Below are 12,240 nucleotides of genomic sequence, written 5' to 3'. Positions count from 1 at the left end.
ATATGCAGGGACTTTTCTTTGAAGGCGATACAGGCGTGCGCAGCGCCATTCGGCTTTTCGTCGTGCTGATCGGATTTTGGACTGCGTGGCGGGCAGGCAAGGCCGCGGCTGACAGCTGGAGCGACTATCCGTTGGTCATCGCTTACACCGTGCTTCTCGCTGGAGCGATGCAGTTCCTGCATCATGCGCTGTTTAATGGACCGGTTCTCAGCGTCTTTTACTACGTGATCGACCTGGTCCTTCTTTCGATCTTCTCGACGGCCGGCTATCGCTATCGCCGGACCAACCAGATGGTCAATAACTACTACTGGCTATACGAAAAGACGTCCCCCTTCTCCTGGAAGGCAAAACATTGACAGCCGGTTGAATCTAGGGACAGATTGCCCCTCGGAGTGGAACAAGTTTCCTGGCGCAGTAAAGTGGGTAATGCGCTGGGTAGTGGAACGGAACCCGCTAGAAAATTGGGAGTAATAGAATGAAAAAGTCTCTCCTGTCGGCTGTAGCTCTGACGGCGATGGTCGCCTTCAGCGGCAACGCATGGGCCGACATCATCGTTGGCGTTGCTGGTCCGCTGACCGGCCCGAACGCTGCATTCGGCGCTCAGCTCCAGAAGGGCGCAGAGCAGGCCGCTGCTGACATCAACGCTGCGGGCGGCATCAACGGCGAGCAGATCAAGGTCGTACTCGGCGACGACGTCTCCGACCCGAAGCAGGGCATTTCGGTTGCGAACAAGTTTGCTGCTGACGGCGTCAAGTTCGTTATCGGCCACTTCAACTCGGGCGTTTCGATCCCGGCTTCCGAAGTTTACGCTGAAAACGGCATGCTCGAAATCACCCCGGCCGCTACGAACCCGAAGTTCACCGAGCGTGGCCTCTGGAACACGTTCCGTACCTGCGGTCGTGACGACCAGCAGGGCGCAATCGCCGGCAAGTATCTTGCCGACCACTTTAAGGACGCCAAGATCGCCGTCATCCACGACAAGACGCCTTACGGCCAGGGTCTGGCTGACGAAACCAAGAAGTCTCTGAACGCTGCTGGCACGACCGAAGTCCTCTACGAAGGCATCAACGTCGGTGACAAGGACTTCTCGGCCCTGATCGCCAAGATGAAGGAAGCCGGCGTCACGATCATCTACTGGGGTGGTCTCCACACCGAAGCTGGTCTGATCATCCGCCAGGCTGCCGACCAGGGCCTGAAGGCGACGCTCGTTTCCGGTGACGGTATCGTTTCGAACGAACTGGCATCGATCGCTGGTGACGCTGTTGCCGGTACGCTGAACACCTTCGGTCCTGATCCGACGCTGAACCCGGCCAACAAGGACCTCGTGGCGAAGTTCAAGGCTGCGGGCTTCAACCCGGAAGCTTACACGCTTTACTCCTACGCCGCGTTGCAGTCGATCGCTGGTGGAGCAAAGGCTGCCGGTTCGAACGATGCTGAAGCTGTTGCTGCTGCAATGAAGGCAAAGGGCCCGTTCCCGACCGTTCTCGGCGACATGTCGTTCGACGAAAAGGGCGACCCGAAGCTTCCAGGCTACATCATGTACGAGTGGAAGAAGGGTCCGGACGGCAAGTATAGCTACTTCCCGCAGGACGCCAAGTAAGGGTTCATCCCCACTTTGGTGCGGTTTCAGGAAGCCCGGTCGCAAGACCGGGCTTCTTGCGTTTGGCCCCTCGCGCTTTTTGCGCTACTGGCTAGGAAGCCAATCACAGCATCCGGAACAACTCGCCATGTCCAAGCCACGCATTCTCGTCACGCGCCAGTGGCCGTCAGCCGTCGAGCGCATTCTTTCGGAACGGTTTGATGCAACATTCAATCTCGACGATGCGGCGATGAGTGTGGAGGCGCTTAACAAGGCGATCGGAGACTATGACGCTGTTTTGCCGACCGTCTCCGACAAGTTGCCGGCGAGCGTTTTTGACGTGGCGATGCCGCGCGCGCGCATACTCGGCAATTTTGGGGTCGGCTACAATCATATCGATATCAACGCCGCCAAGGACCGCGGTATCGTCGTGACGAACACCCCCGGTGTGCTGACCGACTGCACGGCTGATATCGCCATGCTGCTGCTTCTGACGGTCGCCCGACGCGGCGGTGAGGGCGAGCGCCAGGTGCGTGCCGGTGAGTGGGGCGGTTGGTGCCCGACGCACATGATCGGGACGAAGGTTACCGGCAAGACCGTCGGCATCATCGGCTTTGGACGCATCGGCAAGGCGTTTGCACAGCGCTGCCACTTCGGCTTCGGGATGGAGGTGGTCTTCTACAACAGGTCGCCGGTCGAACAGGCGGAAGCGGCGCGCTACGGCGCGCGGCAATTGCCGACGGTCGAGGACGTGTTGGCGCTGTCCGATTTCGTGTCCTTGCATTGCCCCGGTGGAGCAGAGAACCGGCACCTGATGAATGCTGCGCGGCTTGCCGCGATGAAGCCGGGCGCGTTCCTGATCAATACGGCTCGCGGCGATGTCGTCGACGAGGCAGCGCTGACCAATGCGTTGAAGAACGGTGTCATTCGCGGTGCGGGGCTCGACGTGTATGAGGCCGAGCCGCATGTACCGGATGCACTGAAAGCCATGAACAACGTCGTTTTGCTGCCACATCTCGGTAGTGCAACGGAGGAAACGCGCACAGCCATGGGGATGAAGGTCGTCGACAACATCACCGCCTTCTTTGAAGGCAGATCGCCACCGGATCGCGTTGCCTGAGTCTCGGCCACGCCTGGCGAACTGCCGTCGGGCTGGAGCTTCAGCTCAAAAAGCAATTTGCCGTCGCGGTGGTCAACGGAGACCGTCAAGTGTGACCTTGGAGGGAACGGATAGAATGGTTTCGTAAACGTTGGCCCGTATCTCGACGATCCGGGCAATATCGCGCCCTGTCGCTGTGCGGATCAATGCAACTTCCTCCGAACTCTTGGCGATCAGCTATGCGCGCGACAGCACCGTCATGGCGACCCTGCTGGTCGAGCAGTCTCTCGGTTTTTGGACTAGGTCTACATCATGGATCGCGACAAGATCGTGCTGGCGGCGCGCCGTTGTCTTACGGTTTGAGATCGTGCTGGTCCATTAGGCAAATGCCGCTTTTGCCGGCAGCGCGCCAAGGGGAGCTTGCCTTATGTGGCCAGCCACACTCCGGGTCGGCACGGCACAGGAATTGCTTGTAATCGTTTAGAGACATCAATGAGAACGGCCGCAATAAGCGGCGAGGCGCTGGAAGGGGATGGAATGACGAACGCCGCGGCAGCCACGAGACCGCAGAGGGCCGAGGGGCGCGGGCATCTGGCTGCAAAGGCGCTCGACGGTCGCACGCGGCTGCGAGAGCTCTATCAGGAAGGGGCGGCGAAGATTCGCCTGCCGGATACGTTCGATTCCTCCATGGAAGCCGTCATCATCAATACGGCAGGTGGCCTGACGGGCGGCGACCGGATGAACTGGAGCATCGATGCCGGTCCCGACACGCGCATCGATGTCACCACACAGGCCTGCGAAAAAATCTACAAGGCATCGTCAGCTACGGCCGAGGTCAACACGACCATTTCTGTTGGCGCCAAGGCGCGGGTGGATTGGTTGCCGCAGGAAACCATTCTGTTCGATCGCTCGTCGCTGTTTCGCCGGCTCGACGTCGACCTTGAGGACGATTCGGAGTTCCTTGCCGTCGAGGCGATCCTGCTCGGCCGCAAGGCGATGGGGGAGGCCGTCGAAACCGGGCTTTTCCGTGACCGCTGGCGCATCCGCAAGGGGGGCAAGCTCTGCCACGCGGAGGACCTCCAGCTCATGGGCGACGTTGCCTTGCTAACCCGGGCCGATGCGGTGCTCGGCGGCAAGGTTGCCTTCGCGACGGTCCTCTATGTCGGGCCGCTCGCGGACGCCTATCTCAGCGCCGCGCGTCCCTTGCTCGAAGGACATATGGGTGGTGCCAGCAGTTGGGCCGGCAAGCTCGTCGTGCGCCTCTCGGCGCCGGATGGCTTCGCCTTGAGAAAAATCCTGATCCCGATCATTTCGACCTTGCGCAATGGAGCGCCGGTACCGAAAGTCTGGAATCTCTAGAGCCAGATGATTTCCGGTCGTTTCGACCTGAAATCTGAATCCCGTTCTCAATTAAAGAAGTAGAGCATGATGTTGTCCGAAAACCGCTTCACACCTTTCGGCATCATGCTTTGTTCAAGCAGATGGATGCACGATGAACCTCACACCGAGAGAAAAAGACAAGCTGTTGATTTCGATGGCGGCGATGGTCGCGCGGCGGCGGCTGGAGCGGGGCGTTAAGCTCAACCATCCGGAGGCGATCGCGCTCATCACCGATTTCGTCGTCGAAGGAGCTCGAGACGGACGGCCCGTCGCCGAGCTGATGGAGGCCGGTGCCCATGTCATCGGTCGTCATCAGGTGATGGAAGGCGTTGCCGAGATGATCCATGACGTGCAGGTCGAAGCGACGTTCCCGGATGGAACGAAGCTTGTGACGGTGCACGAACCGATCCGCTGAGGAGGCGGCAATGCTCGAACTGCGACCTAACTGCGAATGCTGCGACAAGGATCTGCCGCCCGACAGCGCCGAGGCGATGATCTGCACCTTCGAATGCACGTTCTGCGCCGATTGCGTCGCTGATGGTCTCGGTGGCGCCTGCCCGAATTGCGGCGGGGACCTCGTGCGTCGCCCGGTTCGGCCGGCCGCGATGCTCGCCAAGCACCCGGCATCGACAAAACGTGTCCTGAAGGCCGAGGGTTGTGCGCCCGTCAAGGCCGCGTGAGGAGAAAAACATGATCCCAGGAGAAATCATCACTGCAAGTGGCGAGATCGAGCTGAACGTCGGCGCGCCGACCGTGACGCTTGACGTCGCCAACACCGGCGACCGCCCGGTACAGGTCGGCAGCCATTATCATTTCGCGGAAACCAATGCCGGTCTCTCCTTCGACAGGGAGAAAGCGCAAGGCATGCGTCTCGACATTCCGGCCGGAACGGCCGTCCGCTTCGAGCCTGGTCAGACGCGCTCGGTGACGCTGATCCCGCTCTCGGGCAAGCGCGAGGTCTACGGCTTCCGCCAGCTCGTCATGGGCAAGCTCTGACGAAAATCCGGGAGGAAAGAGATGCATTGGACGATCGGCCTGCTGGCGCTGGCGGGCGGTATGGCTGCCGCTTCGGGAGCGTTTGCGCAGCAGACGGACTGCAAGAACCCGCAGACGCAGATGGAGATGACAAGCTGCGAGCAGGATCGCTACGACACGGCAGACAAGGCGCTGAACGAGCAATGGAAGAAGACGCGCGCGCAGACGGCGGACGTCGACACGAACTTGGAAGAGAAGGACCGCGGCGCAGAGAAGGCCTTGCTTACCGCGCAGCGGGCCTGGATCTCCTACCGCGACGCCGAATGCCAAGCCGAGGGCTTTCAAGCGCGAGGCGGGTCGATGGAGCCTATGCTGGTTGCGGGCTGCCTCGCCAACCTGACGGACAAGCGCACGAAGGAGCTGAAAGAGCTCTCGGACGCATTGGGCAACTGACGTGGGACAGAGGATCATGATCGTCGGCAATGGTGACGTGAGCAAGGAGGGACGCGCGGCGATCGCCGCTGCGGGCTTTGTCATCCGCTTCAATGAGTGCCGGTCCTATGCCGCAAGCCCTGGCCGGACAGATGCCGTTGCCGTCTGCAATACGGGCAGGCCGGGCAAGGCGATGACGGAGGCGGCGAGCTGGCGGGTGCTGCCGTGCGTCGTGGAGGCCTCCGAGATCTGGTGCGTGCGCGATCCTGAAAAATTTTCCGCCATGCGGGCGCCATTGGCCGTTTCCCATCCCGAGCTCGACGACTTCTGCGACGATTATACGAGCAAGTTCAAAGCCTTCTGCGAGGAAGCGGGCAAACGGCATGTGGTCGTTGAGAAAGTGATTCATGAAGCGGTGGACGAGGCGCTGACCGCGTTCCACCCCGAGCCTTACGTCGTGCCGAGCACCGGGCTTATCGCGATTGCCGAAACCTTCCGTCGCTTTCCGGATGCCGAAATCGGTCTTGCCGGCTTCGGCCATGCGGGCTGGGAAGGGCATCCCTTCGTCGCCGAAAGGCAACTCGTCGACAGCTATATCGCCAATGGCCGGCTGGTGCGCTACGCAGTTGAACCGTCTCTTTCTTCCTCCCAAGGAGCCTGACATATGCCTTATAAGATTTCCCGCGCTGCTTATGCCGGCATGTTCGGTCCGACCACCGGCGACAAGGTGCGCCTTGCCGATACGGAGCTCTTTATCGAGATCGAGAAGGATTTCACGACCTACGGCGAAGAGGTGAAGTTCGGCGGCGGCAAGGTGATCCGCGACGGCATGGGGCAGAGCCAGGTGACGCGCGCCAATGGCGCAGTCGATACCGTCATCACCAACGTGGTCATCATCGACCACACCGGCATCGTGAAGGCGGATATCGGCCTCAAGGACGGCCGTATCGCGGCGATCGGCAAGGCGGGCAATCCGGATACGCAGCCTGGCGTCAACATCATCGTCGGCCCGTCGACCGAGGCCATTGCCGGCGAAGGAAAGATCATCACGGCCGGCGGCATGGATGCACATATCCACTACATCTGCCCGCAGCAGATAGAGGAGGCACTGATGTCAGGCGTCACGTGTATGCTGGGCGGCGGCACCGGCCCGGCACATGGCACGCTCGCCACGACCTGTACAGGCGCCTGGCATATCGAGCGGATGATCGAGAGCTTCGACGGTTTCCCGATGAACCTCGCGCTTGCCGGCAAGGGCAATGCCTCGCTGCCTGCTGCACTTGAGGAAATGGTCCTGGCCGGCGCTTCGTCGCTGAAGCTGCATGAGGACTGGGGCACGACGCCTGCCGCAATCGACTGCTGCCTTTCGGTGGCCGACGAATACGACATTCAGGTGATGATCCATACCGACACGCTGAACGAGAGCGGCTTCGTCGAGGACACGATCGGCGCCATCAAGGGCCGCACGATTCACGCCTTCCACACCGAGGGTGCCGGCGGCGGCCATGCGCCTGACATCATCAAGATCTGCGGCCAGTCGAACGTCATTCCGTCGTCCACCAACCCGACGCGTCCCTATACGGTCAACACCATCGCCGAGCATCTCGACATGCTGATGGTCTGCCATCACCTGTCGCCGTCAATCCCGGAAGATATCGCTTTCGCCGAAAGCCGCATCCGCAAGGAAACGATCGCCGCGGAAGACATTCTCCACGATATCGGTGCGTTCTCGATCATCTCGTCCGACAGCCAGGCGATGGGCCGCGTCGGCGAAGTGGCGATCCGCACCTGGCAGACGGCTGACAAGATGAAGCGTCAGCGCGGCCGGCTCAAGGAAGAGAAGGGCGAGAACGACAATTTCCGCGTCCGTCGGTACATTGCCAAATACACGATCAATCCGGCGATCGCCCAGGGCCTCAGCCATGAGATCGGCTCGGTCGAAGTCGGCAAGCGCGCCGACCTCGTCTTGTGGAACCCGGCCTTCTTCGGCGTCAAGCCGGAGATGGTGCTGCTCGGCGGCTCGATCGCTGCGGCACCAATGGGCGATCCGAATGCCTCGATCCCGACACCGCAGCCGATGCACTACCGACCGATGTTCGCTGCCTATGGCAAGCTGCGCACCAGTTCGTCCGTCACCTTCGTCTCGCAGGCTTCACTCGATGCCGGCCTCAAGCGACGTCTTGGCGTTGCCAAGGAGCTCATCGCGGTCAAGAACACCCGCGGCGGCATCTCCAAAGCGTCGATGATCCACAACAATTTGACACCGCAGATCGAGGTGGATCCAGAAACCTATGAAGTGCGCGCCGACGGTGAATTGCTGACCTGCGAGCCGGCGACCGTGCTGCCGATGGCGCAGCGGTACTTCCTGTTTTGATTGATCCGGCGCGGCCGGTGCAAAGGCGCCGGTCGCTGCTCACGTCGCGCTGTTCTTCGTACTGCGGCATTGAGCCCGATGACGTGTGCTGGATTTCGCTTCGATAGGCGGCCACGCCGGAATTTGGGGATCCACAAAGAGTGTCATGATGCTCCAAATCCGTTCGACCGTTTAGGGGGAATGTCGCCGATCCTCCGGTCCACGAGCGCTCCGACACGATGCCGGAAGCGCTATTTTCATCAGAACGGGAAAACTATCGGGCCACAATGATACCTGGGGGTTGCCAGCTGCCTTTGCCGGCCGGCAGGATCGACGGCGCCTTGGTCTTCGGCCAGTACAGGCGCATCACGAGATAGATCTTGTCGTCAGGCGCCGGCAGCCAATTTGCTTCCTTGTCCGCACCGGGGCTGTCCTTTTGAATGTACAGCGTCAACGAGCCGTCCGTACCCTTTTTCATCGCCGGCAACATCGGCGAGTTGATGAGGTAGCGTTTGATCGGGTTCTTGACCAGGAGCTGGCTCTTGCCGTCGTACATTGTAACGGACCAAAACGCATTCACCGGCGGCAACTGGCCGGGTGGGAAGGTGATGGTGTACTTGTGCTTGCTGCCGTCGAGCGGCTCACCGGTGGCGTCCGTTCGGGTATAGGGGTACATCGCTTCGACGGCATCGTTGCCATAGATACCCCCTTTGGCGGCGCCGGCCCGCATCGCCCAATCGCCGTTGTAGAAGGCCTCGTCGCCAAAGAACGAGCCGACGTTCCAGCCGTTGATGCTCTTGTTGCCGCTGGCCAACCATTTGTCGACCTTGTCATTACCCTGCTTCATCGCCACCAGGATTTCGGCTTTGTGTTCGAGCGATAGATCCTTGAACGCGAAGGTCTTTCCCGGACCGATGCCAATCTTCGCAAGTTTTGCACGGATCGCCTTGTCCTTCGGCGTCTCGGGGACGAATTGCAGGGCTGCGTCGAGATACTGGAAGAAGTTATCCTTGATCCCGGCGGTGGTGGCAGGAACGAACTCGATCTTGGGTGCGGCGGGTGGAGCGGGTTGTTTCAGGAACGCAGAAAGCGGCTGCGCCTTGTAGCCGGCCTGAGCTTTCTCGACGTTCGGCATGTCGTCGGCGTTGAAGAGTTGGGTACGGAAAGCAGCGAGTGTGAAGGGCGTCGTGGACCGGAAGACCTTCTCGATCCCGGTTGGCGTTTCACCCTTCCAATCGGGTCCGACCACCAGATAGTCGCCCGGCTCGCTCCCTGTGGCGCGCGTGCCGATGTAGCCAAAATTGTAGGTGTTGCCGTCGATGAACTGGACCGAGTAGTAGCGTTCCTTTTCGATCGCCGGCACCGATATCACCATCGGCTCGGCGCGCAGATCCAGCCAGAGGATCGAATATGGGGTGTCGCTGTTTGGCGTGATGATTGCCGTGTCAGCTGGGGTAGCGACGTGATGCATATTATAAATTTCGTTGAACGGCGCTTTGAACTGCCCCGAGTTCTTGTCTACGGCATACTCCTGCATGACCGCATAGTTCATCACGAGCGGTAAGCCGTAGATGAAGCCTTCCTCAGCGATGTCCTTGGCCTCCAACAGCCTGGGCCATTCGGCGTTGTTCTGATCAATGACCAGGGGGGAGGTCAGGTCGGCCTTCGCCGTCGTCGCGACGAGTGCGGCCATCGCTGCAGATCGGAGCAGATCACGTTTTGTAAGCATCTGGAAAATCCTTTTGGTTCGCAGCCGTCAAGCGACGGGCATAAGTGATAGGAGAAGGTTACGCGACTGCGGATGGTCCCCAACCCCCGCTTGATGTCGCCTTTTGGCTCTCCATGACACTTCCCTTGCAGTGCAATTTGTTGCTATCAGGCGGAGCTCGATTAAGGTGCGCCGATCGAGCTCCGGGCACGAGTAACGCCCTACTGGTGAAGGGTCGCGGCAAGGTAGACGCCAAGTTAGGCCCTCAGTTCATCTCACGCCTAAAAATTGATGGGCTAAGATGCGCGACGAAGGATTGGTAAGCCCCCGCGTTGAGAACGTCTTGGCAATTGTGATCGTTGGCAAGTACGTTACTGTAACATACCCCCGTAAACGAGCCGCTCCGAGCCGCCGGGGGAAACTACCGCCCCGGTTGGTCTCGCTATTCCACGGGGAATAAGGCCGACCGACCTCTACGTTACGGTTGCCTTTGCCAGCGAAATCAGCGAGCCCGCTCAACGACTTGTGAAGTCGTCCAGGACCGCTAATGCCTACAGTCGGAAGGCAGAAAGCGCCCGTAACATCGCGTATGCTCTGTGCCCCAACTGTCCCCGGAACGCGTTCGACAAGTCTTTAGCGTGGCCAAACTTCAACAGAGCCATCGGTCGGCGCCAGCATGGTCGACCGCACTTCGTCCTCGGCTGGCAATCCCGCCTTTCTGATATCGGTAATCATTCTTGCCCGATCGTCAGGTTGGATATTACGGGATCTGAGTTCAGCGACGATGTTGCGGATGAAATCCGGGCGCATCTCGTTGAAACGAGCGGCTTCCCGACGCGCGTCCTCCATCATCCCCGCATCGACGTAGATGATGGCGGCAACGGCGTGGAAGAGAGGAAACTTCTGGAGGTCCGCCTGCCTGATCTCAATGACTGCGGTCTTGTCGTCGTGCAGCATGTAGGCGGCGAGCGCACGGGTTCCATGATAGTAGCCGCCGCCACCCGGGTTGAGGGCAATGGCTTGATCCAGTAACTCTGCTCCACGCTGCCACGCTCCACTCATTGCAACACGGGTTCCGAACTCGCCAAGCAATTCGGTATCATTCGGGGTGGTCAATAGCGCCTGTTCGCCGACACGGAGAGCCTCCGGTACATTCTGCATGAAGAACAGCGCGGTCATGAGTGCCTGCTGGGCTCGGGCGTTGCCGGGATCGAGTTGAACGGCACGGCGGGCCGCCTGTAGGCTGCGATCTAGCGGCGACGATGCGTCGTTGCTCGGATTGAACTTGAAACGGTCCTCGTCCAGATAGATGATGGAGAGCATCGCCCAGGCTGTCGCGAAGGTTGGAAAGCGGGCGACCGCGCTCTCGAGACACTCTCGCACCTCGGCATGCCGAATGGCACTTAGCTCAGCACGGTAGGCATAGAAGGGAAGGGTGCAACCATAGCTCCCGAGATCGCTCGGCGGAGGCTTGGCAACGATGGCCCGCGCGATGATTCCGTATGGTTGCGCTACCGCCGTCGCAACCTTGTTTGCAACGTCCGATTGGATGGCGAACATATCGCGCGTCTGAATTTTGTCGTCATAGGTCTGGGACCAAAGGATCTCGTTGGTGTCGGTGTCAAGCAGTCGCGCCGTAACGCGAACAGCATTGCCGGAAACGCGAACGGCACCCTTGAGAAGAAACCGGGCACCGAGTTCATCACGGACCAGTGCCGCCTCCGTCTCAGGTGACAGGGATTTCGACGTCTCACGACCGAAGACCTTGATCTCCTTGAAGCGGGGGAGGGCAGTCAATAACTCCTCAGTCAGACCTGTTGCGTAGAGTGCAGCCTGAGGGTCGTTCCTGAAGCTGACGAATGGCGCGATCACCAGGGTAGGGCCGTCGATCGCTGGCGAACTCTTCGGTTGCACAGTTATATGCGCAGATAATACCAACCCCATCGTGACGACACCAATCGCCAATGCTGCTCCAACGGCCATCGGCACAATGCTTCGCACTGACAGGAAGAACCGCCATCCAGACGCATTGACTGACGGTTTTTCATTGCTACCTGCGGAATCCGCAGACACCCTCCATGTGAACGATGGAGCGTAGCCGCCTTTTGGAATTTCTATCCTGACAGGATCGTCCTGTCCTGCGACCAGATAGTAACGCTCGAGGGCGCGACGCAGCCGCCCGGCCTCGATCCGGACGACAGGATCATCCTGCGTGAACCCCTCTGGGCGCTTGAAGACCTCGATGGCAATGCTGTAGCCCTTGATCCGATCACTGCGGCCGGCAAGCGCTTCTTCGGTCACATAAACCAGAAACGAAACGCTGCGACCCACTTGTGGAAATTCTTCGCTGCTGAGAATGCGCGCGAGCTGAGCGCGAATATCATCGGCGTTCGGGGGCGCGCGCGTGGGCGACGGCGCATGACCGCGCCGCTCCTGCATCTCATTCTCCATGCTTTCTCCTCACCCGCTCTTGAGGGATGCTACCAGAACTTTTATTGCAACTGCAAAATAAAACCTAACGCAGAAATTATGCGTCGTCCACGAGCAAGACTCGCGCCGTATCTATTGCCCCCCGTGCTTGTTCCTATTCTAGCAGGCGATCGTGACAAGAGCCCACGGTCGTCATACGCCGTATGTTACGGTGTCATACTTGCGCTTCCAAGATCACAGGTCACTGTGGCCGGTGCCCTTGCGCGAGTACCTGTTCTGACTAC

Annotated in this window: 12 protein-coding genes; 10 read left to right on the top strand and 2 right to left on the bottom strand. The window is 60.0% G+C overall.

Annotated elements, in window-relative coordinates; translation table 11 throughout:
- The first annotated feature begins 2 nt into the window (after nt 1-2).
- The 10 genes from WGT02_RS17030 to ureC all read left to right on the top strand — a co-directional run bounded on the left by WGT02_RS17030 (nt 3) and on the right by ureC (nt 7,839).
- The gene (locus tag WGT02_RS17030) at nt 3-356 is read left to right on the top strand and encodes a DUF6867 family protein (protein ID WP_024315669.1); all 354 of its coding nucleotides are present in this window, start codon (nt 3-5) and stop codon (nt 354-356) included.
- Nucleotides 357-475: 119 nt separating this feature from the next.
- Nucleotides 476-1,600 (top strand): branched-chain amino acid ABC transporter substrate-binding protein, encoded by a 1,125-nt coding sequence (locus tag WGT02_RS17025; RefSeq protein ID WP_024315670.1) that lies wholly within the window; start codon nt 476-478, stop codon nt 1,598-1,600.
- A gap of 127 nt (nt 1,601-1,727) precedes the next feature.
- The gene (locus tag WGT02_RS17020; RefSeq protein ID WP_024315671.1) at nt 1,728-2,699 is read left to right on the top strand and encodes a D-glycerate dehydrogenase; all 972 of its coding nucleotides are present in this window, start codon (nt 1,728-1,730) and stop codon (nt 2,697-2,699) included.
- Nucleotides 2,700-3,215: 516 nt separating this feature from the next.
- On the top strand, nt 3,216-4,037 hold the full coding sequence (locus WGT02_RS17015; protein ID WP_024315672.1) for an urease accessory protein UreD: 822 nt from the start codon (nt 3,216-3,218) through the stop codon (nt 4,035-4,037).
- A gap of 133 nt (nt 4,038-4,170) precedes the next feature.
- Entirely contained in the window at nt 4,171-4,473 is a 303-nt protein-coding gene (locus WGT02_RS17010) for an urease subunit gamma (RefSeq protein WP_024315673.1), read from the top strand.
- 10 nt (nt 4,474-4,483) lie between these two features.
- Entirely contained in the window at nt 4,484-4,738 is a 255-nt protein-coding gene (locus WGT02_RS17005; RefSeq protein ID WP_024315674.1) for a DUF1272 domain-containing protein, read from the top strand.
- Between the two features lie 10 nt (nt 4,739-4,748).
- A complete protein-coding gene (locus tag WGT02_RS17000) occupies nt 4,749-5,054 on the top strand; it encodes an urease subunit beta (RefSeq protein ID WP_024315675.1) in 306 nt (101 codons plus the stop codon).
- A 21-nt stretch (nt 5,055-5,075) separates the two neighbouring features.
- Nucleotides 5,076-5,486, top strand: a complete 411-nt coding sequence (locus tag WGT02_RS16995) for a lysozyme inhibitor LprI family protein (RefSeq protein ID WP_024315676.1) — start codon at nt 5,076-5,078, stop codon at nt 5,484-5,486.
- Nucleotides 5,487-5,502: 16 nt separating this feature from the next.
- A complete protein-coding gene (locus WGT02_RS16990; protein WP_024315677.1) occupies nt 5,503-6,126 on the top strand; it encodes a hypothetical protein in 624 nt (207 codons plus the stop codon).
- A 3-nt stretch (nt 6,127-6,129) separates the two neighbouring features.
- A complete protein-coding gene (ureC, locus tag WGT02_RS16985) occupies nt 6,130-7,839 on the top strand; it encodes an urease subunit alpha (protein ID WP_024315678.1) in 1,710 nt (569 codons plus the stop codon).
- A gap of 253 nt (nt 7,840-8,092) precedes the next feature.
- Here the strand turns inward: ureC and WGT02_RS16980 are convergent, their stop codons facing one another.
- Together WGT02_RS16980 and WGT02_RS16975 are read right to left on the bottom strand one after the other, a co-directional pair.
- Nucleotides 8,093-9,547 carry a DUF1254 domain-containing protein gene (locus WGT02_RS16980; protein ID WP_024315679.1) on the bottom strand — a complete coding sequence of 485 codons (1,455 nt, stop codon included), beginning with the start codon at nt 9,545-9,547 and terminating at the stop codon, nt 8,093-8,095.
- A gap of 612 nt (nt 9,548-10,159) precedes the next feature.
- Nucleotides 10,160-11,977, bottom strand: coding sequence for an adenylate cyclase (locus WGT02_RS16975; RefSeq protein ID WP_208249854.1), 1,818 nt, complete (start codon nt 11,975-11,977; stop codon nt 10,160-10,162).
- Nucleotides 11,978-12,240 lie beyond the last annotated feature (263 nt).

The organism is Rhizobium sp. T1470 (assembly GCF_042140505.1).
GTDB classification, from domain to species: domain Bacteria; phylum Pseudomonadota; class Alphaproteobacteria; order Rhizobiales; family Rhizobiaceae; genus Rhizobium; species Rhizobium favelukesii.
Note: the sequence above shows the minus strand (reverse complement) of the source record. Positions and strands in the feature narration are given on the sequence as shown.

Coding starts and splice junctions, on each gene's coding strand:
- WGT02_RS17030 (WP_024315669.1), top strand. CDS start 3: ATGCAGGGACTTTTCTTTGAAGGCGATACAGGCGTGCGCAGCGCCATT.
- WGT02_RS17025 (WP_024315670.1), top strand. CDS start 476: ATGAAAAAGTCTCTCCTGTCGGCTGTAGCTCTGACGGCGATGGTCGCC.
- WGT02_RS17020 (WP_024315671.1), top strand. CDS start 1,728: ATGTCCAAGCCACGCATTCTCGTCACGCGCCAGTGGCCGTCAGCCGTC.
- WGT02_RS17015 (WP_024315672.1), top strand. CDS start 3,216: ATGACGAACGCCGCGGCAGCCACGAGACCGCAGAGGGCCGAGGGGCGC.
- WGT02_RS17010 (WP_024315673.1), top strand. CDS start 4,171: ATGAACCTCACACCGAGAGAAAAAGACAAGCTGTTGATTTCGATGGCG.
- WGT02_RS17005 (WP_024315674.1), top strand. CDS start 4,484: ATGCTCGAACTGCGACCTAACTGCGAATGCTGCGACAAGGATCTGCCG.
- WGT02_RS17000 (WP_024315675.1), top strand. CDS start 4,749: ATGATCCCAGGAGAAATCATCACTGCAAGTGGCGAGATCGAGCTGAAC.
- WGT02_RS16995 (WP_024315676.1), top strand. CDS start 5,076: ATGCATTGGACGATCGGCCTGCTGGCGCTGGCGGGCGGTATGGCTGCC.
- WGT02_RS16990 (WP_024315677.1), top strand. CDS start 5,503: ATGATCGTCGGCAATGGTGACGTGAGCAAGGAGGGACGCGCGGCGATC.
- ureC (WP_024315678.1), top strand. CDS start 6,130: ATGCCTTATAAGATTTCCCGCGCTGCTTATGCCGGCATGTTCGGTCCG.
- WGT02_RS16980 (WP_024315679.1), bottom strand. CDS start 9,547: ATGCTTACAAAACGTGATCTGCTCCGATCTGCAGCGATGGCCGCACTC.
- WGT02_RS16975 (WP_208249854.1), bottom strand. CDS start 11,977: ATGGAGAATGAGATGCAGGAGCGGCGCGGTCATGCGCCGTCGCCCACG.